The organism is Francisella halioticida (assembly GCF_002211785.1).
Lineage (GTDB): Bacteria > Pseudomonadota > Gammaproteobacteria > Francisellales > Francisellaceae > Francisella > Francisella halioticida.
Window position 1 is genome coordinate 1421843 of the sequence record NZ_CP022132.1, and the last position, 22387, is coordinate 1444229.

A 22387-nucleotide genomic window follows, 5' to 3' on the forward strand; every position below is an offset into this window, starting at 1 on the left:
TTAGGATTTACTTTAGCAGCGTATCCATTTGGTCAGTTTTTAAGTGCCCCAACTATTGGAAAATTTTCTGATTGATCTACCCCGTCAATTTGGGACAGTTTACTACTTCATTTTCCATTATATATTCAAATTGATATGGAGTCATATAATTTATTGTAGAATGTCTCCTTTTTGTATTATAGTAAGCTTCAATATATTCAAATATTGATAGTTTAGCTTCTTCTCTAGTTTTATATCTTTCATCATGTACTAACTCTACTTTTAAAGTTCCAAAGAAACTTTCACAAGCAGCATTATCGTAACAGCATCCTTTAGAGCTCATACTTGATAGTAGCCAGTGTTCTTTAATAATGTCTTGATATTGTTTGCTACAGTACTGTGACCCTTTATCAGAGTGTATAATCACACCACTAGGAAAATTTCTTCTAAATAATGCCATATTTAAAGCATTACAAACTAAATCCGCTTTCATCCTAGAATCCATTGCCCAACCAATAACTGATCTTGAGAATAAATCTATAATCACACAAAGATACAGCCACCCCTCTTGTGTAGGTACATAAGTTATATCTGTAACCCACCTATGATTTACAGATAAAGCAGTGAAGTTTTGTTCTAATAAATTATCATAAACATGTTTGTTGTGGTTAGAATCTGTAGTTTTCTTATGCTTACGAGCCGCTTTAGCATGTAAACCAAGTAATTTCATACGTTTAGATACTCTAGGTTGAGTAACTTTCCAACCCATATCTTTAAGCTCTTTGTATATCCTAACACTTCCATATCTAGATTTATGTTCATTAAAATAGCATCATCTAGTTCAGCATCATTATATTGCCTTTTACCTATAGGTTTATGAATCCATCTGTAATATGAAGATGTGCTCACATTCAAAGATTTACATAGTGTTGTTACTGGCATAACTTTATAATGCTCCTTAATAAAGGCGTACCTTACAGATTTTGCTTTGCAAAGTACGCTGCTGACTTTTTTAGTATTTCACGCTCTGTTTCTGCCTGTTTGAGTTTTTTCTTCAAATCAGTATTTTCAAAAGATAGTTGCTGGTACTGCGTTTTATAATCTATCTTTATTTCTTTCTGAGGGTTTGACATGGCTTTGGATATCCAACTGCAAATGGTTTTATATTTAACCCCTAAGTTATCTGCTATTTCTCGTCTTTTTGCATCTGGTTGTAAACATAATTTAACAGCTTCATCTTTAAACTCTTTTGTATATCTCATCTTGTCTCCTTTTCTTAACACCTAAGTGTCCCAAATAGGAGGGTATGATCACTTTGCTTGTCTTGTATCTATTATATTAGCAATATTAGTTAAATATAAAATTGTAGAAAGTATTTCAAAAATTTCTCATGAGAAATTAAATTTATTGAATGAGTTTAGAATTATAAAAAATCTATTAAAAGCTGCTGATAATAATTCCATAAGATATTTATTATTTAGTAGCACTTTTTTATCGCTTTCTATTATGACTTATTATGAATTTTATCCAATAATATTAGCCAATAATTGGAATATGAATTCTATGTTTATAGCTATATTGACAGCAGTGTATAGTATAAGCCTTTCTTTAGGTGTTTTATATATTCCCTCATTTTAAATAAAAGATTCTTACCTAAAAAAGCTTGTATTTAATACTTACTATTATGATTATAGGTTATCTTTTATTACTCTCTAGTAACTTATATTTAGTTATTTTTCAGTTTATTATATTAGGTTTAATATTTGGTACAGCCAATAATTTACAATTAGTTATGCTTTCAGATTCTACATCGAATAATAAACAAGGTGAAATTTTAGGATTTCGAACATCTCTTGCTATGTTGGGTAATTCTATAATATGTGTATTGAGTGGATTTATAATTATATTTTCTATAAACATTACAATCTTAATAAGCATCATCTTTATTTTATTAAGCTTTGTTGGAATAGTCTCTCTTAAACAAAACAAATAATGAAAAGGGTTCTTTGAATACTAGTTATTTAAAAAATTATTTAAAGTTTCCAAGCCATACTTAGTCAAATATGCTTCTGGATGATATTGAACCCCAAAAATTTTGACCTCTTTATGCTCAAAAGCCATAATTTCATTATTATTAGCCACAGCTATAGTAACTAGAGGATCATTAATTCCATCTACTATTAATGAATGATAACGTGTAACATCAAAGTTTTCTGTATGATTTTTATATAATATAGATTCCTCTAGCTTTCTAATTTTAGAGATTTTTCCATGATATATCTGTTTAGCTCTTATTATACTAGAACCATAGTACTGAGCTATTAGCTGATGACCTAAACATATACCTAATAAAGGTCTATTATTTTGCTCACAATATTTAATAATTGAATATTTATCTTTTAATTCATTAGGATGTCCAGGTCCAGGCCCAATTATAATATGGCTATATTGTTCAATACTTTTTATTTCCTGATCTGTTTTTTTTACACATACCTTATGACCAAGATAGGTTATATAATCAACTATAATATTTGTAAATGAATCATAATGATCAATATATAAAACCATCTTATACCTCTAAGTATGCTGGCGTTAAGCCTCTAACACTATTGATAAGATATATTTTATCTGCATATTTTAAATCATCCATAGTTAAACTTTTAGGTTTTAGATTTGTCTCAATTATCATAGATTTTCTAGCAATACCATTTAAAACACCATCGACTAGTTTTGGCGTATATAGCTGCCTATCTTTTTCAATAATTATATTATGAAATCTAGTTTCTGTAACATAGTCATTTTCATTTAAAAATATAAGCTCGTAGTCATTTTTAGTATTAATATACTTATTATGCATTTGCGTATAAAAACCACGTGTAGAATTATGAGTTGTTTTATATTGAAATAGTTTATTTTTAGAATCTACTCTCTCTGGACAAACTATTAGCTTAACAGATTGCTTAATATTTGTATCTATTTGACTATGCTCAATAATAAGAGATTTATCATAGCTATATTCAAGACGAATTTTATACTCTTTGCTTTTATGTATTTTTTTACAGTAGTCAATTAGTCGATTTTTAATATCCACTATATTTATATCAAAAAATAATCGTTTAACTGTATTTTCAAGACGCTCCAAATGTAAATGTAAATATTTAAATCCATTACTATAATAAAAACTTTCTATCAAAGAAAAATCAGGTTTATACATTTGTTTGATAAATGCTATTTTCGTATCCATTTCATGCCACTCAGACTCCACATCTGAATATACAGTTATAGCGCCTCCTACTCCAATTTGGATATTGTTTGAATACTTCTGGATGGTTCTTATAGCAACATTAAAACACATATTATTATTAGGTAATATATAACCAATACTCCCTGTATAAACCCCTCTATTTTGCTTTTCTATATGTTTTATTAGCTCCATAGTTCTTTTTTTAGGAGCTCCTGTTATAGATCCACAAGGAAATAAACTAACTAATATCTTTCTAAAAGATATTTGTTTATCTACATTGGCAGATATTTGTGAGGTCATTTGTAAAAGATTTTTATATTTTTCTATTAAAAAAAGTTTATCTACCTTAACTGTATGAGTATTTGCAATGCCTGATAAATCATTTCTTAGCAAATCAACGATTATTAAGTTCTCAGCTTTATTTTTGTCACAAGATTCTAGTTCTTGAAAAATTTCTAAGTCTTTTTGATCATTACCGCTAAGTCTAGCAGTACCTTTCATTGGTCTTACTATAATAGTATTATTTTCTTTCTTAAAGAAAAGTTCTGGTGAAATTGATATTAGATCAGGATTCAAAAACGGTAAATATGCTGCATATTTAACTAACTGATTTTGTTTTAAACTACTATATAATTCCTGGCTACTAAAACTAGATGCTGCAAGAATATTTTTAGTTAAATTAACTTCGTAACTCTCTCCATCTGTGAGAGCTAATTGAACTTTTTCAAAATCTTTAGAATAATCTTCAAAACTAAGATTATCTATCATTAAATCTATAGAACTAGCTATATTAGAGAAATTAGGCACATCATAGCTAAGATTCTTAAAAGCCACAAAATGAAGTAGTCTTCCATCATTAGGTAAACGTAAGTGTTTTAACTCATCTTTTAAATAATAACCTGCCTCATAACTAATATATCCAGCTAAGTATAAGCCTTGTTGCTGAAGCTTTTCTAACTCATAAAAAGCTAATTCTAAAGATTCTTTATCATAAGCTATAACTTCTTTAGTAGGATTATAAAAATAGTAATTCCCGCTATCTACTAAAGTATTTTCAAATATGGCAAACTGAGGTATTTTAGAGTTCATTATTAATTAATTCTTTTAGCTTTTTTCTATCTGTTTTACCTGTTAATGTCATAGGAATCTTATCAAGATATACAACGCCATCTAGCTTCTTATATTCAGATACATATTTAGTAAGCTCATTATTTATAGAGTCTAATAAATACTCTTTATCAGAAACTAAAATTGCCCAAATACTTTCTCCCCATATTTTATCGTATTTACCAACAACAACACAGCTTTTAATTTCAGGTATTTTTAGAATATACTTTTCGAACTCAATTGGTGAAATATTTGAACCGCCTTTTATTATAATATCTTTATACCTACCATAAAAGGTAAGCTGATATTTTTGATTATCAAAGCTGCCTATATCACCTGTCTCTAACCACTCACCTTTATTATTTAAAGGAAGCATATTATTTTTGATAAAAATCTTTCCGTAATTACTATTCTCAAATTTAGCTATTTTTACCTTAGTATCTGCAAAAATCTTTACAGTGTTACAATCCTTATTAGATGTATTTTGACCATAACCAAAAACTTCTGTCATACCTATTCCATTCTGCAATGGGATACCTAGTTTTACTTTTACTAAATTATTTAAAGATTCAGATGTTATATCTCCTGCGACACTTAAATAACGTAACTTATTTTTTTGATTAATTTTTTCTTTAATTAAAAAATGATACATTGCTGGCAACAACCCTAAAGCAGTTACATTAAACTCATTAATAATTTTAGCAACTAGTTTAGGATCGAACTCTGGAATAACTGTAATATCTATCCCCATAACCAAAGCCGGTAAAAGCTGGTAAGAAAAAGCAAATGCATGGTTTATTGATAAAGCTACCAATAAATGATCATCTTGCTTAATACCTAAATCATCGACCCTATTTTGCGCATACTCTATGATTTGGTTAATATTATGTTGATGCTTTTGATAAAATCCTGTGGTTCCTGAGCTTACATGTGCAGTTATTACTTTTGCAAATATTTCATAATCCTGTGTCTTTGGTAAATTATCTAAGAATTCTATTTCATCTTTTACATATAGTATTTCTAATCCTTTTATTTCTAAATGACTTAACTTATCTGTTATAAATAACGAGTCTTCTTCTAATATACTTTTAAGTTCAGAATCAACTAGTCGAGGATTAATAGGTACAAAAAGGTCTATATCAGCTATCCAACTAGCAATATATAAACTAATTGATAATGGTGAATTTTTAAGATTAAAAAATATTTTTTTATAACCATAAGATTCCAATAATCTAGCTAAATCATAAGATTTATTCAAAACCTCTTGATACGAGATTTTTTTGTACCAAAAAAAAAAATATTTTTATCGTGTTTTTTAATATTATCCAAAAAATTTTTAAGTTGGCTCATTTTTAAGTAATTAATTATCCAAGCGCTTGCTAATATGATATATTAAATTAAAATTTAATATTTAATTTCTTTTAATAAAATGCAACAATCTTTATTTTTAAATGAACTAGAAATTTATGTCAGCTTAGGATATTCTGAGGAAGAAAGAGCTCACAAGCAAATGATTAAGCTTGATATTGAACTAGAATTTAATCAGAACTACTCTGCTAGTGATACTGACGATTTAGAAGAAACTATTTGTTACTATACCTTAAGAAACAATATCCAAAAATTCTGTAATAATATTAATTATAATCTTATTGAATACTTAGCTAAGCAAATATTTCTTTTTATTCAAAAAAAATATAATGATGTAAAAATAAAGTACTTGAAACTTATAAAAGCGCCTCCTGTTTCACAAATAAAATCTGCTTGTTTTATTATTAGGGATTAGTATGCAGTATATTATAGGAATTGGTACAAATATAGGTTTCACACTTGAGAATATTCATCTAGCAATAGAAGCTCTAAGCGTTAACCAAAATATAAAAATACTAAAAAAAGCTGGATTATATAGCAGTAAGGCTCTACTTAAAGAAAATGCTCCTAAAGACTGGGATATTAATTTTATAAATACGGCTATAAAAATTAGTTCAACATTATCACCTTCTGAGCTCTTGGTAGTATTAAAAAATATTGAAAAGGACATTGGCAGAGATCTAAATGCTCCTGTATGGTCACCAAGAATTATTGATCTAGATATTTTGGCTGCTGAAGATCTGATTCTAGAAACAGATGAGCTTATAATCCCTCACAAAGAATTAATTAATCGTAACTTTGCTTTAGCCCCTTTACTAGAGTTATCCAAAGGCTGGTATCATCCTAAAAAAGTAGATATAAATCTTAATATTAAATTAAAAGAGCTTGGTAAGATTAAAAAACTTAAACAAAATCATTCAAATACTATGCGTATGGGCATTATAAACCTATCTTATCAGTCTTTCTCTGATGGCCATTTTGATGATGATCGTCGCGAATCAAACTTATATGAACTTATCGAAAATGGTGCTGAAATTATAGATATTGGGGCAGAATCAACTAAACCAAATGCTAGAGTAATATCGGTAGATGAAGAGTTTAAAAAGCTCAATATTTTTCTAGAGTATATAAAATCTAATACCGCAAATTTAAAATATAAACCATTAATTAGCATCGATACACGTAAATTAGATGTTATGCACAAAATCTTGGAGAAACATCATGATATTATATGGATGGTAAATGATGTTGAATGTAATGATATTGAGCAAAAATCCAAGTTAATTGCAAAATATAATAAGAAATATGTAATAACTCATAATCTGGGTATAACAGATAGAGATCAGTATCTAAATAAACAAAATGCTATAGATAATATATGTAAATATATTGAGGAAAAAAAGCAAATTCTCATAAATAATGGTTTAGCAAAAGAAAATATCTATTTTGATGTAGGTTTTGGCTTTGGTAAAAAAGCAGATACTGCTAAATATTTATTAGAGAATTTTATTAAAATAAAAGAAAGATTAGACTTAAAAGCATTAATTGGCCATTCACGTAAACCATCTATTTTAGGATTAACAAAAGATGATAATCTAAAATCCTTAGATCGAGCAACTAGAGAACTCTCAAAAAAGTTAGAAAAAATAAATATTGAAATTATAAGAATACATAAGATTTAATAAGGAATAACTATGTCATACCACCCAAGTTTAGAAGCAATCTTTGACACTCCAGAAATTAGAAGAATAAAAAAAATAGACTTAAAAGAACAGCGTGAAATTTTTAAAAGTTTATCTATTAGCCAAATTAAAAGAATTCCTCGTCCTGATATTCTCGAAGAAGATATCAAACTAGGGAATAATACTATACTAAGACACTATAAGTCTAAAAAACCAAATGGTAAAGCGCTACTTTTTATTCATGGTGGTGGCTGGTGTCTAAACTCGATAGATACTTATGACCATGTGTGTCGTTATCTTTGTGATAAGGGAAACTTTGACATATTCTCATTAGCATATGGTTTAGCTCCTGAGCATAAGTATCCTATTGCTGCTGATCATGCACTATTTGCTTATGATTGGTTATATAAAAATATTAGTAGATTTGATATAGCCTCTGAGAATATCTTTGCTATGGGAGATAGTGCTGGAGGAAATCTTGTGGCTATAATTTGCCATGAACGCCAACAAAACATGCCTAAAGCTCAAATCCTATTTTATCCAGCTGTTGATATGTATACAAAATATGAAAGTACTCATAAATTTAATGAATATAAATACCATCTAACTGCAGAATGGTGTGAAATGATGCTTAAAGCCTATCTTGGTGATAAAATTTTATCTCAGCCAAAGAGATTAAGAGATCCAAAAATTTCTCCTTTATTTTATGAAGCAATAAAGCAACCGGATACTCTAATAGTAGCAGCTACTCATGATATTTTAATAGATGGAATTTATGCTTATGAAGATAAATTAAAACAACAAGGGACTTTAGTTGAAACACATTACGATGATGAAATGTATCATGGTTTTATGACTATAATTGGAATTAGCCCATTACCAAATGCTAAAATAGCTCTAGATAAAGTTGTAGAATTTGTTAATAAAAGGTAAAAAATACTAGTAATTAATATGAACCCAGTTTTTAAAACAGATAAAAAATCTGACGATAAATCAACTCAACTTATAGCAAGGTTTAATGAGCTACCAGCCTTTGTAGCAACTGGTGGTGAAATAATATTTGTATCTAATGATTTTCTTGAAGTTCATCTAAAATTTAATCTAAATGAAAATACTAAAAACTATCATGGTACGGGTTTTGGTGGAGCAATATATTCTTCATTAGACCCAATCTACCCTTTGCAATTATGTAAAATCCTTGGTGAAGATTATGTTGTATGGGACTTGTCAGCAAATATAGACTACCTTAAGCCAATCACTGATCATAGCATTGTATATGCAAGATTTTTATTATCTAAACAAATTATAGCTAACATTAAACAAGATGTACAAATCAAAAATAAATCAATAGTTAGTTTACCTGTATGTTATGAAGATTTACAAAAAAATATTTATGCTAAAGCTATTAAAACAATATATATAGCAGATAGAGAATATTTTAATAATAAAATATAGATATTATTTCAAATTTTATTCTAACTACCTGTTTTATCCTTAGGCATCCATAGGTCAGCTAATTGTGATGCATCTACTTGTGTGGTAATTTGGTTACTGCCATCTACACTACCTCCATCTATATCTTCACTAGATGTATTTGCTGCTAGTATTTCAGACATCTTATTTGCATTAGCGGCTAACAACATTTGAAACTCATCATTTGCATCTATAATAAGGGAATCATTATTATATTGTGACTCAAAATAATCATCTACAATTATTGATGATAGCTGATCTTGGAAGTTAATCTGTAAATCATCATCTACTCTTGAGAATAATATATCATCTTTTGAGATATCATTTAGCTTGAGTATATCTGTAGAACCATCTCCAGCTAAGTTGCTAGTATCATTGCCATCACCAGATGAGTACTCATAAGTATCTGACCCTGCCCCTCCAGCTAAAACATCATCACCTTGACCTCCTGTGATTATATCTGAACTGATCATACCCTCCTATTTGGGACACTTAGGTGTTAAGAAAAGGAGACAAGATGAGATATACAAAAGAGTTTAAAGATGAAGCTGCTAAATATGCATACCCACATTCTAGTCTAATATACGTGATATCAGCACTCCATACCTTATTAGCTTTATCTATAACAACCTGATTCGTCTCATTTTTAAATACATTAAGTAAGTATGGATATTTCTTGTGTTGCTTATTAATGACAGTTCTCTTTTTTTTAGGATACAATGCCTTAATACCCATGAATTCCATAGCACTTTTGATTAGCTTCCTTCCAACTAGAAATCCTAATCTATTTAGCAACTTTACTAGACTTCTCGTACCATAATATGGATGTTTAGTATGTATCAAATCTATTGCATTTAATAGTTTAATATCATCATTACTACTAAATTTTGATATTGGTGTATAATAGTACACACTCTTAGATACAGATAATAGTTTAAGCTGATTATTTAAAGATAATTCTAGCTTAGTATCTACAGAGTTTACTCTATCATTTGATGATACCAAGCTTTTTAGCTTTCCCATTAAAAAATCCCTCTCTACTATTACCTCGCCTAGTTCTTTACTTGTTGCATCTTTATCTTTTCTAAGCTCATCTATTTCCTGCTTATACTCCTTAACAACAGAGCTTTTATCAAATGCTAAGCAAGCATTAGATAAAAATTGCTGCTTCCAATTATGCACGTTTTTAGGAAGTAAATCATACTTACTTGCTATCTCATTAACTGTCATATCGCCTTCTAGCAATTCTATAATTACTTTAGCTTTAAAATCAGCTGTATACGTTACTCTTTTTTTACTCATTTATCTATTTCCTAATTTATCTAGTTAAGTTTAACATCTAGGAATAAAAATCTTTCTAAAATCAGTAGCTTTTTCTGGGGACATTATACCTCCAATAATCAAATAATTATTACTTATCTTTTTTATATACGGTTCAAATATATCTCGCCATTGTCCTAATACAACACTCCACATAAAACCATTTGCCCATATAGTATTAGTTTGAGGGAAATATGAGCCTTTATTTGTTATATCTCTGGTGATATCTGTAGCTTTGAAGTTATAGCCTTTAAGATTATCTGAATAACTAACACTAGTTACCTCAAACTCATCTCCTTGATACATTTTCTCAAGGTTTTGTTTAATTTCTGTTTTAACTTCTGGATATCCAGTTATCCAACCTATAAATCCACAATATCCCATTGCTGGAATTACTAATATAATTGTTAATAATAAATTTTAAACTTCATCTGATCTCCTACTCTTTCTAAAAATTCTTTTAAAAAAACTACCCCGCCAGTCTATGACTGCCACCCCTTCATACCAAAGGGGAATTTTTTAAGTTATTGATAATTCCGCATACCATTATCCTCTTAAGAGAAGTCCCTGCCTGCAGGGGGAGCCATGCAAAAAGTGTGTCGCTAAAACCTACACAGTAAGTGGCGAAACTTTTTATTTTTCAAAATGTCTAATTTCATTCTAACTTCTAAAAATCACAAATACAAAGTACTATTTAATAGAATAATTTATAACAAATTTTAGGTGAATTTTTAGTTAATCAGATAGCTATGGAAAGTTAATTTTGGATTACATATTCTTTCAACTTAGAACCTTTTTATTTGCTTGAGAATAGCAATGATAAAGGTATAGTCAATTTACTAAATTTTAAATTATCTCAGACTCAAACTATCACTAAACATCATCTGTTGGATTGAACTATCCTTTTGCCCATTGATTAAAATGGTCACTGACTTCTTAGACTTACTTTGATCAAACATTACAACCTATTTAAGTAGCTTTTATTAAAGTTTCTCAATAGCATTTTTTATAGATTTCTTGGTGATTTGTTTTAAAGTAATAATATCTTTTAGTTTAGAGTTTAAAGGTGGTAACCAATAGATGGTATTACCAAGTGGTCTAAGCAAAGCTCCTAGCTTGATAGCCTCTTTGTATATATCAAAACCAAATCTATATTTATTTATATCTAAATCAGCTGCTATCATACCACCAAGATTTCTAATATTTTTAAAAACTGGAATTTCCTGTTGTATTTCTAAAAAAGAAGCTAACATTATTTTCTCTAACTCATCTACATTGTGTAGTATATTTTCTTGCTCAAAAATATCCAAAACACTATTTGCTGTTACTACTCCTAAAATATTACCACTATGAGTGTGTGAGTGTAAAAATGCTTCTGAAATTTTATCTTTATAAAACATATCATAATATTGGTTTTTTGTGAGAGTAACACTAAACGGTATCGTACCAGATGTAATACCTTTTGAAATACATAAAAAATCTGGCAAAATTTCCAAATAGTCAAAAGCAAATAACTTACCTAACCTTCCGACTCCTGTCATTATCTCATCAAAGATAATATAAACATCATTTTGCTTACACCATTTGCACAATCTATTAAGATAATCTTTACTATATAGCAACATACCACCAGCACCTTGACATATAGGCTCTACTATTAATGCATTAATGCTTTCTTTATTCTTCTCTAAGGATTTTTGAGTTTCATGCCAAGCTTGTTCAGCATTATGCCATAAAGGATCATTTTTCCCTTTTACATACGGTATATCAGTTATAGTTAAACTATCAAATAACAAAGACTCATATGGTTTTGAATATAAGCCACAATCACTAACACTCATGGTTGCTAATGTTTCACCATGATAAGAATTTTCAAAACATACAAATTTAGTTTTATAGGTCTGATTTCTAATTTGTCTTAAGTGTATAGTCATTTTTAGAGCAATTTCAACAGCGCATGATCCGTCTGCAGCATATAGGGTTTTATCCATTGATGTTAGCTTGCATATTCTTTTACTAAAATGTTCTACTTCATCATTAGTTGTATTAGCAAATATTGTATGTTCAAACCTATCGAGCTGCTTTTTTAGTCTGTTTACAATATATGGGTGTCGATGTCCTAACGACTTACACCACCAACTAGATATAGCATCAAAAAGCTTTCTATTATCCTGTGTATATAGATAACTCCCCTCTGTCTTATTAATATTTAGGGGCGGAATTTGCTCAAAATCCTTCATTTGTGTACAAGGATGCCATATATTAGTACTATACTTCATTGTAAACCGTTTGTTGATTTTTAGGTTGACATAAATTATATACAAGATATACAATAATTTACAACCTTAAATATAAGCTACATAAAAATGAATTTAAAACAAATAAAAGCAATCTATGATAAACCTCTTACTGAACTAATATTAAGTGCTCTAGAAATACATAAGAAAAATTTTAATAATGATATAGAGTTATGCTCATTAAAAAGTATAAAAACTGGAACCTGTCCAGAAGACTGTAAATATTGTCCACAAAGTGGCCACTACAATACAAAAGTACAAAAGCATAAATTACTAGATTTAGATAATATTTTAGAAGAAGCAAAACAAGCTAAAGAGAATGGCTCAAAAAGATTCTGTATGGGAGCTGCTTGGAAAAATATTCCTAAAAAAGATTTAGATAAAGTCGCTAATATTATATCTGAAGTAAAGCAGCTTGGATTAGAAACGTGTGTAACTTTAGGAAGTATTAATGCTGATGAGGCAACTAAATTAAAACAAGCAGGATTAGATTATTATAATCATAATTTAGACACGTCAAGAAACTTTTATCCTAAAATAATTTCAACTCGAAAGTTTGATGAAAGAATTGAAACTATAAGAAATATAGCTAATGCAGATATAAATGTTTGTTGTGGTGGTATATTAGGTATGGGAGAATCTCTAGATGATAGACTTAGTCTATTATTGGAATTATTAGCATTACCTTCTCCACTTAAAAGCATTCCAATTAACACTTTAATACCAGTCAAAGGCACTCCTCTAGGTGACAAATATTCTCAAGCTCAGATTGATAATTTTGAGCTTGTGAGATTTATAGCAACAACAAGGATCCTTTTTCCTCAAGCCAGACTTAGATTATCTGCAGGTAGAGAAAATATGTCTTTAGAGACTCAAACGCTATGTTTTCTTGCTGGTATTAATTCAATTTTTTATGGTAATAAACTTCTAACTGAAAATAATGCTACTGTGAATTCAGATAACTACCTATTATCAAAATTAGGATTAACAGCTTAAACACATACCATGATAAATCTAGAAAATAAATATATTCAATATCAGAAAAATAATTTATTAAGAGAACTAACTACCCACGATATTAAGAAAAACAAAACTAGCGTTGATTTTACTACCAGTGACTATCTAGATTTATCTGACTCTATTAATCTAAAACAAGCTATAATCTCCGGATTTGATAAATACGGCTTTGGTAGTAAAGGATCCAATGTTGTTTGTGGTTATACTGATGAAACTAAACAATTTGAAATAGAATTCGCAGAATTTGTCAATTATCCCAGGGCTATATTTTTTAGCTCCGGCTTTATGGCAAATTTAGCTATTTATTCAACTTTATTTGATAAAAATCAAACAATATTTGCTGATAAATATATTCACGCTTCAATTATTGATGGAATTAAACTTTCACAAGCTAAACTCAAAAGATATAGGCACCAAAAATTAGCTCATCTAGATAGTGTTTATGATAATAAAAGTTTTATAACTACTGAAGGAGTTTTTAGTACCTCTGGAACAATTAGTCAATTAAATAAAATATCAAATATAGCTAAAAATAGATTAATTGTTGATGAAGCACATAGTTTTGGTATCTTAGGAGAACATGGAAAAGGTTGTATAAATAAATATGAGCTAACATTCAAAGATTGCCCTATTAGTATATTTCCTTTAGGTAAAACATTTGGAGGTGTTGGTGCAATGGTTTGCACAACTGACAAGATTGCTGAATATTTAATCCAGTTTGCTAGAAACTATATTTATACTACTGCCCTACCACCTCTAATATTAAAAGCTTCTATTTTACAATTAGAAAATTTAAAATTAGCGGATAATCAAAGAATCATACTTTATAAAAATATAGATCTCTTTAACCACTTGTGCAAAGAGAAAAATCTGAAACTGTTATCTAATGATATATCGCCCATTAAAAGTATATTGATAAACGATAATGATTTAGCTATGAACTTAAAAAATAAGCTTTATACAAACAATATTTCAGTCTCTTGTTTTAGATATCCAACAGTTCCTAAGAATCACGCTATTCTTAGATTATCATTACATACAAGTAATACGCCAAATCAAATCCAAAAAGCTCTAGAAATTATCTCTAAGGAGGTAAGCTATGGATATATATAATGAAGTTAAAACCAATTTTTCTAAAGCAAATGAATACTCAAAAAAATGTACTGTTCAAAATAAAGTTCGCCAAATGCTTTTAGCACAAACATTAAAATACTCAAAACTTCTAAATTATAACCATATAAATAATATATTAAATTTAGGAGTTCGTGATCTTTCGGAACCTTTAGAGTTAAAAAAAACCTTCAACCCTGAAAAAATTGATATTGGTGATATTGCTCTACCAAAAAACTCTACAGCAATAAAAAACCTAAATGCTTTTAAACTTAATTTTGATAAAGATCTAAATATAATAAGCAATGATTATGATCTAATTTTTTCAAACATGTCATTTCAATGGAGTCAAAACTTTGAAGAACTAACCCAAAATATCGCAAAAAAATTAAATAATTATTCAATTTTAGCTTTTAGTACAATTCTTGATAATAATTTTTATGAACTAAAAGATATTCTTCGTATAAATGAAATGCATAGTAAATCAGCTATTTTAGAATTTATTAGAAAAGCTAATCTAAATTGCTTATACAACAATAGCTTTTATATAAATAAAAGTTTTAATAGCTTTAAGGAAGTTATTAGTCATCTAAAGTCTACAGGAGTAAATACATATACAGGAAATAAAGCTAACTGTAATTATAAAAAAATAAGAGAACTCTGCTCAGATCAAAATCAATTTACTCTTAATTACCATATCGGTTTATTTATTTGTTTTAAGGAATAATTTTATGAAAAAATGTTTTATTATAGGAACCGATACAGAGGTTGGAAAAACATATGTTTCAACTAATTTAATAAAAGCTTATGAGTCACAAAATATTAAATCACTTTGTTTAAAACCTGTGGCATCTGGTAAAAGTGAAAATTCCGATATAAGTGAAGATGTTGAAAATATTTTAAAAGCATATCAATACAAATTTTCACCTGATAAAATAAATTTAATATCTTTTGAAGAAGCTATTGCTCCTCATATAGCTGCTGCAAAATCTGGTACAAATATTTCTTTAGGAAATTTAAAACCTTTTATTGAGAATAACTATAATAAAAATCTTGATATTCTTTTAATCGAAGGTGCTGGAGGATTATTAACTCCATATTCAAATCAAACTACTCAATTTGATTTAATAAAAGTTCTAAAAATACCTGTCCTATTGGTTTCATCGATAAAAATAGGCTGTATAAATCACACACTACTAACCATTAATGAACTTAATAGACATAATGTAGAACTAACTGGTTGGGTAGCTAACTGTAACTATCAAGATGTTAGTTTTATTAATGAACAGATAGAGACAATTGAAAAGCTTTCAGGGTACAAATGTATAGCAAAAATACATGAAAATGCTAATTACTTAGATTTTATAGAGCTATCTAAAATACTAATATCTCCAGAAGAGAATGAATAAGAACCATTATTATTTTCAATAATTATTTCGCCAATATCTGATAGAGCTTTATATTTACAGTTATCAAATTTTTTATCTGCTAATATCAACGTAAATTCTTTATTTTTGAGATAGTTTAATTTTTCGTAGTCTTCCTTAAAAAAAGAAAAACCTTCTTTACTAAAAACATCTAAATCTTCTCTTATAGTCTTTACTATTTGTATAAGCAGATTCGTTCTATTAGCGTGTCTATTAGACTCTAATTTTATTGAAGTCCAGTTTTTTGTAATATCTTGGTTATTTTGCATATTCACATTTAAGCCAAAACCTATAAATAATTTAGCTTGATCATTTATTTCTGCAGAAATATTTATTATTACTCCACCTATTTTTTTATCATCGATATAAATATCATTAGGCCATTTCAATTTAACATTTAAATCTAATCTATTTAAGATTTTAGTAATACTTATCGCAATAACTAAAGACAAACCATTTAATTTAGATATATCAAGATCAACTATTTCAAGCAAAGTACAATAAATATTTTTTCCAAAAGGTGATATCCATTTTCTATTAAATCTACCAAAGCCATCTGTCTGATGTTCAGCAATAAAAACTGAATTACTTGAGAAACTATTCTGATTTTCAATAGCATACTTTGATGTAGAATCTATAGAGTAAAAATAATTTACATTTTTAAAAACTTTTTTTAACTCATCTAATTTTATTAGATCAAATTTTTCATCTAATAAATAACCTATCTTTGAATTAGAAAATATACGTATTTGATAATTATCTCTAAGAGCTTTTATATTTTTAGATATAGCTGCCCTAGATATACCTAGATTATCTGCTATATCTTGACCACTAACGTATTTCTGATCATCTAAAGAATTTAATATTTCTATTTGAGTTTCATTCATCCAAAAGTTTTATACTTTTATTCCAATTATCATTAATATTACTATAAATTTTTGCATCTATCTAAATAAACAGCTGCTGCACCAAAAACTTGGAAGTCACCTTGTGTTTCTGACCACTCTATTTTAAGTTTATTAATTGATTGAGTAAAAGCAAATGTCTGTACCTCATCCCACATAGCATCCTCAAAATACTCTCTTGCTGAAATTATTGATCCTGCTAATATAATAACTTTAGGATCTACAGTATACATTATCGATTTTATAGCAACTCCTAAATGCTTGCCAAACTGTTTATAAATATCAATAGCATCTTTATCATCATTTTTGGCTCTTTTTAAAATATCTAAACCATCAATACCTATTTTTTTGATAAAAAATTGTCCACTACAATAATCCTCTAGAATTCCATCCAAATAAGGCAACATCCCAAACTCGCCTGCTCCACAATTAGAATCTTTTAGCAAGGAACCATTATTTATTATTCCTCCACCAATACCAATACCAATACCAATACCAATACCAATACCAATACCAATACCAATACCAATACCAATACCAATACCAATACCAATACCAATACCAATACCAATACCAATACCAATACCAATACCTATACCAATACCTATACCAATACCTATACCTATACCTATACCTATACCTATACCTATACCTATACCTATACCTATACCTATACCTATACCTATACCTATACCTATACCTATACCTATACCTATACCTATACCTATACCTATACCTATACCTATACCTATACCTATACCTATACCTATACCTATACCTATACCTATACCTATACCTATACCTATACCTATACCTATACCTATACCTATACCTATACCTATACCTATACCTATACCTATACCTATACCTATACCTATACCTATACCTATACCTATACCTATACCTATACCTATACCTATACCTATACCTATACCTATACCTATACCTATACCTATACCTATACCTATACCTATACCTATACCTATACCTATACCTATACCTATACCTATACCTATACCTATACCTATACCTATACCTATACCTATACCTATACCTATACCTATACCTATACCTATACCTATACCTATACCTATACCTATACCTATACCTATACCTATACCTATACCTATACCTATACCTATACCTATACCTATACCTATACCTATACCTATACCTATACCTATACCTATACCTATACCTATACCTATACCTATACCTATACCTATACCTATACCTATACCTATACCTATACCTATACCTATACCTATACCTATACCTATACCTATACCTATACCTATACCTATACCTATACCTATACCTATACCTATACCTATACCTATACCTATACCTATACCTATACCTATACCTATACCTATACCTATACCTATACCTATACCTATACCTATACCTATACCTATACCTATACCTATACCTATACCTATACCTATACCTATACCTATACCTATACCTATACCTATACCTATACCTATACCTATACCTATACCTATACCTATACCTATACCTATACCTATACCTATACCTATACCTATACCTATACCTATACCTATACCTATACCTATACCTATACCTATACCTATACCTATACCTATACCTATACCTATACCTATACCTATACCTATACCTATACCTATACCTATACCTATACCTATACCTATACCTATACCTATACCTATACCTATTGTAATACCAACAAAACTTTCATGTTGTTTACCTTTACCATAAAGCCTCTGACCTATAGCAAAACAGTTTGCATCATTATCTATAAAAACAGGTACTTTAAATTCTTTTTCTAAAATTTCTTTTAAATGAATTTCTTTCCAAGACTTTATATTTTGAACATCATATACCACGCCTCTTTCTCTATCTGCAACACTTGGTATACCTACACCTATGCCTTCAACCTCAGTAGAAAAAACCTTTGAAATAGTATCTATAACAACATCTATAACTGATTGAGCATTACTCTCTGAATTAGCTGGAATTTTATTTAAAAATGATTCTAATAAAGTATCGCCAACAATTTTTCCTGCATTTATTTTCGTGCCACCTATGTCAACACCAACAATAGTTTTATTATAATTTCTAGCTTTTCTAATCATGTTTGTTTTTAATTATTTTGTTGATAATAGTTCTTTTAACTTTATTGTTTTGTTATCTACTAGTGGTTTTGCTGTTATTGCAACATATAGCATAAATATAATAGTAAGATAAACAAAACATATTCCCACTCTTAAACCAAAGATATCTCCTATATTTCCAACGATTAAAGGAACTATAGCCCCACCTATTATACCAGTACAAAATATTCCAGAGATTGTCCCATGATGAGATTTTAGAGAGTTCATTCCTAATGAAAAAAGACCCCCATACATTATGGATGTCAAAAAGCCACAGACAGGGAAAAATATTAATGAAACATTTGCTGAACCAAATAATGCTAAACTTAAAGATATTAACTGTAGTGTTAGAAATACCTTTAAAATATTTTTGACATTATATAACTTTAACAATGCTATACCTAATATACCACCCACACATTACATAATCCAGAATAAAGCTACTGTTGTATTTCCAACTGTCTCAGTATTAAATCCATGGTATTCATTTAAGAATTTTGAAATCCATACACTAATCCTAAACTCTCCCTGTTAAAGGGGCTTGGACTGGGCCTGTTGACTTACAAGTGTTCAATCATGTACAAGCGGCTCTTCATCACCTACCTGTTAATGAAATTGTTAAAGGCTCTCATTTTATTGCTGATGTAACCTTAGGATTTGGTGAGGTGATTTTTGACTATCTAAAATAATTTTTAGACTCTAAGAATAAGTGATATTTAAATAATAAAATAATAAATTTTCTTAAATTTACCAATATCTACAATCCATAGCAAAGTGGTTTTACCTTGCTTAACATCTATTTTTTGACGAATATTATTAACCTGAATTGTATAGTTGCCACTATCAATTTCTTGTTCAAATAAATCAACACTATTTGGTATCAATAACCAACTTCTTAAATCAGCTCGTTTAGGATCTGTTTTTGAAAGATTAAATTTTAGATGGCTTCCTAACAATCCACCTAATGCAAACCCTTTATCAAAGTCATGCTTTACAGCCTCTATTACAATATTTTGTGTAATAATTCTAGGGTACTCCTCCACTAAAGATTTGATAGCAAAAAGAGTGCCATCTAGAAGTGTTTCTGTATAAGTATCAACAAGTTTTCTATCCCCTACAGAGATTATTATTTTCTTAGGGCCAAAGAAATGATAGCTTGTCTTGTAGATCGGAAACTCTATCCTCTTTATACCAACATTTCCCAAATCTAAACGTACTTTTTCTGATTTTCTTACGTTTACAAGACCTTGCTCATAAAGTACAACTACTCTACCCATTCCCATAGGAAAAGGTGATGTCTGGCTAGCTATTGCTGATTGAATCTCATTTGCTGTTTGATTAAGATATTTATTGCCAATTGTATAGTTCTTAGCTTTAGATAAATCAGAAACTGCTTTTGGGTAGTCTTTAGAAACTGCAGACTCCAATATGGCTTTTAAATAATAGCTCATAGGATTTCCATATGAGTTAGGAATTCTCCCTGAAAATTTTATCATCTGGTTTAATGCTTTAAAGTTTTGAATTCCAAGTATTTTGTCAGCTATATCATTTTCTTTTAAACTTTTCTTTGCAAGCTCTTTCATTCCATCATTAAGAACTTGCTGTTGGATATACCATATATTTGCATTATCTAAGCTAGATAAAGATTTTATAGCATCTTTAATATTATTTGTTTTTAAAAAATTTAACACCTGATATGTATATAAAAAAGTTATTTCATAATCAGAAATATTGTATGCTGACTTAATATCATAATAACTATAAGTATCTTTACTTAGTAATATTGCCTTAGTTTTTTTAAGAAACTCTTTTCTATTTGTTGGTACAGATTTTAGTGCTTCATTATATGATTTTATTGAACCTTGATAGTTACCATCTAACTGTAAAAGTCGACCTGTTTCAAGCTCATTTAGATTTTTTAGCTCCTTAGCACGTCCTATTTCATTATTCTGACTAATGGCTTCCTGTAGGTTAGATTCGATGATATTTTTACGTACTGAACTAAATATCCAAGGATAATTCGTAGAGGCAAACTCTAGATTTGTTTTATCTTTTTTAACATCTTTAGATACACTAACACTACTACAACTATTCAAAATAATTAGAGAACAAGATAAAAATAAGAGCTTTTTAATTTTTTTAATTTTGATAACACCAGTGCCAAGGCTCATAAATAAAACCATATTTATTGTTAGGTGGAAAGCTCATTTTAAAACCAAATTTATGAGCATTCTCTGTTAACCATTTAAAAGCAGGAGTTTTTTCAAACTCTTCTGTTAAAGCTTCTTTCTCATTAGTCGTAGTTAAATCAATCGCCCTACCTGTGTGATGCTCACTTTGTCCTGGTAAAGCATTTACTTTACTGATTTGTTCAAGAGTTTGTCCACTAGCTAGTTTTCTATCAATAATTTTCTGTTGATACTCATAACTTCTAAAGCCTGATACTATATATAATTCTACTTGATTCATTTTAGCGGCTTTTTGAAGAGTAAGCCATGCATTATATGTAGCTTTTTCTAAAAATAAATCTCTTTCGAAGAAATCTTTACCGGCTAAGATAAGCTCAGTATTTTTAGCTTCTAAGAACATTATTTTTTCTACCATATATTATCTTCTTGCAACTTTAATATATTCTCTAAATATTCTTGATGATCACTTATATTCTTAACTGTCTCATCTGCTTTACGTAAATTTAGCTTACTAATGTCTATATCAATATTATTTTTACTTGTTGTTTTTACTGTTTGCAACATCAAGTTTGTTTGCCCACCTGTCATTGCCAAATATACATCAGCTAGTAACTCACTATCAAGTAAGGCTCCATGAAACGTACGATGATCATTTCGTATATGATATCTCTTACACAAAGCATCGAGGTTATTTTTTTGTAATGGATGTTTCTTTCTGGCAATTTCTAAACTATCAACTATTCTTACAACATAGTTTTCCAAAGTTCCATACTTATTATCTTTTAATAATCCAAGTTCCCAGTTTATAAAAGGTACGTCAAAGGCAGCATTATGAATAATAATTTCACCATCTTTTATAAACTCAATCATTTCGGCAGCTTTTTCTTCAAAAAAAGGCTTATCTGATAAAAAATAGTTTGTTAAACCATGAACAGCTAATGCCCCTGCTTCTACTTCATAATCAGGATTGCAATAAAAATGTAACGTATTTCCAGTTACTTTTCTATCAATAACTTCTACTGCTCCAAACTCTACAATTCTATTACCAATTTTATAATCAAACCCTGTTGTTTCAGTATCTATAAAAATTTGTCTAGACATTAATTCTTACCAAAAGAAAACCTGTAGCAA

At 28.9% G+C, this 22387-nt stretch carries 23 protein-coding genes and 4 pseudogenes; 10 read left to right on the forward strand and 17 right to left on the reverse strand.

The genetic code is table 11. The features are described 5' to 3' along the window. Positions 1 to 76: 76 nt before the first annotated feature. From CDV26_RS07605 to CDV26_RS07610, 3 genes are read right to left on the reverse strand one after another with little or no spacing between them, the layout of a single operon-like run. A complete protein-coding gene (locus CDV26_RS07605; protein ID WP_088772770.1) occupies positions 77 to 748 on the reverse strand; it encodes an IS3 family transposase in 672 nt (223 codons plus the stop codon). Continuing rightward, complete coding sequence (locus tag CDV26_RS12190; RefSeq protein WP_088771820.1) at positions 706 to 921, reverse strand: hypothetical protein; 216 nt, start codon at positions 919 to 921, stop codon at positions 706 to 708. The genes CDV26_RS07605 and CDV26_RS12190 overlap by 43 nt, the downstream gene beginning before the upstream one ends. A 32-nt stretch (positions 922 to 953) precedes the next feature. Next, positions 954 to 1262 carry a transposase gene (locus tag CDV26_RS07610; RefSeq protein ID WP_157671541.1) on the reverse strand — a complete coding sequence of 103 codons (309 nt, stop codon included), beginning with the start codon at positions 1260 to 1262 and terminating at the stop codon, positions 954 to 956. A gap of 4 nt (positions 1263 to 1266) precedes the next feature. Between CDV26_RS07610 and CDV26_RS07615 the strand changes: the two genes are divergently transcribed. Beyond that, the gene (locus tag CDV26_RS07615; RefSeq protein ID WP_088772772.1) at positions 1267 to 1617 is read left to right on the forward strand and encodes a hypothetical protein; all 351 of its coding nucleotides are present in this window, start codon (positions 1267 to 1269) and stop codon (positions 1615 to 1617) included. 375 nt (positions 1618 to 1992) lie between these two features. Here CDV26_RS07615 and CDV26_RS07625 read toward each other — a convergent pair whose 3' ends face one another. The 3 genes and pseudogenes from CDV26_RS07625 to CDV26_RS07635 all read right to left on the reverse strand — a co-directional run bounded on the left by CDV26_RS07625 (position 1993) and on the right by CDV26_RS07635 (position 5680). Continuing rightward, positions 1993 to 2547: an anthranilate synthase component II gene (locus tag CDV26_RS07625; protein WP_088772774.1), complete on the reverse strand. Its 555-nt coding sequence runs from the start codon at positions 2545 to 2547 to the stop codon at positions 1993 to 1995. Position 2548: 1 nt separating this feature from the next. Next, positions 2549 to 4312 (reverse strand): bifunctional chorismate-binding protein/class IV aminotransferase, encoded by a 1764-nt coding sequence (locus tag CDV26_RS07630; RefSeq protein WP_420809882.1) that lies wholly within the window; start codon positions 4310 to 4312, stop codon positions 2549 to 2551. Further along, a pseudogene (locus CDV26_RS07635) lies at positions 4302 to 5680 on the reverse strand (class I adenylate-forming enzyme family protein). The gene CDV26_RS07630 and the pseudogene CDV26_RS07635 overlap by 11 nt, the downstream one beginning before the upstream one ends. A 79-nt stretch (positions 5681 to 5759) precedes the next feature. Between CDV26_RS07635 and CDV26_RS07640 the strand changes: the two are divergent. The 4 genes from CDV26_RS07640 to CDV26_RS07655 are packed head-to-tail and all read left to right on the forward strand — an operon-like array spanning position 5760 to position 8835. Next, positions 5760 to 6113, forward strand: a complete 354-nt coding sequence (locus CDV26_RS07640) for a dihydroneopterin aldolase (RefSeq protein WP_088772776.1) — start codon at positions 5760 to 5762, stop codon at positions 6111 to 6113. Between the two features lies 1 nt (position 6114). Further along, entirely contained in the window at positions 6115 to 7380 is a 1266-nt protein-coding gene (folK, locus tag CDV26_RS07645; RefSeq protein WP_088772777.1) for a 2-amino-4-hydroxy-6-hydroxymethyldihydropteridine diphosphokinase, read from the forward strand. Positions 7381 to 7392: 12 nt separating this feature from the next. After that, a complete protein-coding gene (gene bioJ, locus CDV26_RS07650) occupies positions 7393 to 8313 on the forward strand; it encodes a pimeloyl-ACP methyl ester esterase BioJ (RefSeq protein ID WP_088772778.1) in 921 nt (306 codons plus the stop codon). An 18-nt stretch (positions 8314 to 8331) separates the two neighbouring features. Further along, positions 8332 to 8835 carry a PaaI family thioesterase gene (locus tag CDV26_RS07655; RefSeq protein ID WP_088772779.1) on the forward strand — a complete coding sequence of 168 codons (504 nt, stop codon included), beginning with the start codon at positions 8332 to 8334 and terminating at the stop codon, positions 8833 to 8835. A 20-nt stretch (positions 8836 to 8855) separates the two neighbouring features. Here CDV26_RS07655 and CDV26_RS07660 read toward each other — a convergent pair whose 3' ends face one another. The 4 genes from CDV26_RS07660 to bioA all read right to left on the reverse strand — a co-directional run bounded on the left by CDV26_RS07660 (position 8856) and on the right by bioA (position 12452). Then, positions 8856 to 9326: a hypothetical protein gene (locus tag CDV26_RS07660; RefSeq protein ID WP_088772780.1), complete on the reverse strand. Its 471-nt coding sequence runs from the start codon at positions 9324 to 9326 to the stop codon at positions 8856 to 8858. 19 nt (positions 9327 to 9345) lie between these two features. Next, complete coding sequence (locus CDV26_RS07665) at positions 9346 to 10155, reverse strand: transposase (RefSeq protein WP_088772781.1); 810 nt, start codon at positions 10153 to 10155, stop codon at positions 9346 to 9348. Positions 10156 to 10185: 30 nt separating this feature from the next. Continuing rightward, positions 10186 to 10557, reverse strand: coding sequence for a hypothetical protein (locus CDV26_RS07670; RefSeq protein WP_088772782.1), 372 nt, complete (start codon positions 10555 to 10557; stop codon positions 10186 to 10188). A gap of 599 nt (positions 10558 to 11156) precedes the next feature. Next, entirely contained in the window at positions 11157 to 12452 is a 1296-nt protein-coding gene (bioA, locus tag CDV26_RS07675; protein WP_088772783.1) for an adenosylmethionine--8-amino-7-oxononanoate transaminase, read from the reverse strand. Positions 12453 to 12539: 87 nt separating this feature from the next. Here bioA and bioB point away from each other — a divergent pair, with 87 nt between their 5' ends. Genes bioB through bioD form a run of 4 tightly spaced genes read left to right on the forward strand, consistent with a single transcriptional unit; the run spans position 12540 to position 16006 of the window. Then, positions 12540 to 13466, forward strand: coding sequence for a biotin synthase BioB (gene bioB, locus CDV26_RS07680; RefSeq protein WP_088772784.1), 927 nt, complete (start codon positions 12540 to 12542; stop codon positions 13464 to 13466). A gap of 9 nt (positions 13467 to 13475) precedes the next feature. Then, complete coding sequence (locus CDV26_RS07685; protein ID WP_088772785.1) at positions 13476 to 14600, forward strand: aminotransferase class I/II-fold pyridoxal phosphate-dependent enzyme; 1125 nt, start codon at positions 13476 to 13478, stop codon at positions 14598 to 14600. After that, positions 14587 to 15324, forward strand: a complete 738-nt coding sequence (locus CDV26_RS07690; RefSeq protein ID WP_088772786.1) for a methyltransferase domain-containing protein — start codon at positions 14587 to 14589, stop codon at positions 15322 to 15324. Before CDV26_RS07685 ends, CDV26_RS07690 begins: the two co-directional genes overlap by 14 nt. Before the next feature lie 4 nt (positions 15325 to 15328). Further along, positions 15329 to 16006: a dethiobiotin synthase gene (gene bioD / locus CDV26_RS07695; RefSeq protein WP_088772787.1), complete on the forward strand. Its 678-nt coding sequence runs from the start codon at positions 15329 to 15331 to the stop codon at positions 16004 to 16006. Here the strand turns inward: bioD and CDV26_RS07700 are convergent. The 4 genes and pseudogenes from CDV26_RS07700 to CDV26_RS07725 form a co-directional block, all read right to left on the reverse strand. Next, the gene (locus CDV26_RS07700; RefSeq protein ID WP_088772788.1) at positions 15949 to 16911 is read right to left on the reverse strand and encodes a biotin--[acetyl-CoA-carboxylase] ligase; all 963 of its coding nucleotides are present in this window, start codon (positions 16909 to 16911) and stop codon (positions 15949 to 15951) included. The genes bioD and CDV26_RS07700 overlap by 58 nt on opposite strands. A 41-nt stretch (positions 16912 to 16952) precedes the next feature. Next, positions 16953 to 17429, reverse strand: a pseudogene (locus tag CDV26_RS12495) (ROK family protein); the annotation flags it as partial. Between the two features lie 1173 nt (positions 17430 to 18602). Then, positions 18603 to 19049 (reverse strand): annotated as a pseudogene (locus CDV26_RS07720) (ROK family protein); the annotation flags it as partial. Between the two features lie 12 nt (positions 19050 to 19061). Further along, positions 19062 to 19583 (reverse strand): annotated as a pseudogene (locus CDV26_RS07725) (MFS transporter); the annotation flags it as partial. 50 nt (positions 19584 to 19633) lie between these two features. On the opposite strand from CDV26_RS07725, the gene CDV26_RS07730 reads away from it, so the two are divergent. Next, entirely contained in the window at positions 19634 to 19756 is a 123-nt protein-coding gene (locus CDV26_RS07730; protein WP_245806415.1) for an acetoacetate decarboxylase family protein, read from the forward strand. A 27-nt stretch (positions 19757 to 19783) separates the two neighbouring features. On the opposite strand, the gene CDV26_RS07735 is transcribed toward CDV26_RS07730, so the two are convergent. From CDV26_RS07735 to dnaQ, 3 genes are read right to left on the reverse strand one after another with little or no spacing between them, the layout of a single operon-like run. After that, the gene (locus CDV26_RS07735) at positions 19784 to 21238 is read right to left on the reverse strand and encodes a COG3014 family protein (RefSeq protein WP_088773476.1); all 1455 of its coding nucleotides are present in this window, start codon (positions 21236 to 21238) and stop codon (positions 19784 to 19786) included. After that, positions 21207 to 21671: a M15 family metallopeptidase gene (locus tag CDV26_RS07740; protein ID WP_088772789.1), complete on the reverse strand. Its 465-nt coding sequence runs from the start codon at positions 21669 to 21671 to the stop codon at positions 21207 to 21209. The genes CDV26_RS07735 and CDV26_RS07740 overlap by 32 nt, the downstream gene beginning before the upstream one ends. After that, positions 21665 to 22357 (reverse strand): DNA polymerase III subunit epsilon, encoded by a 693-nt coding sequence (gene dnaQ / locus CDV26_RS07745; RefSeq protein WP_088772790.1) that lies wholly within the window; start codon positions 22355 to 22357, stop codon positions 21665 to 21667. The genes CDV26_RS07740 and dnaQ overlap by 7 nt, the downstream gene beginning before the upstream one ends. Positions 22358 to 22387: the final 30 nt, after the last annotated feature.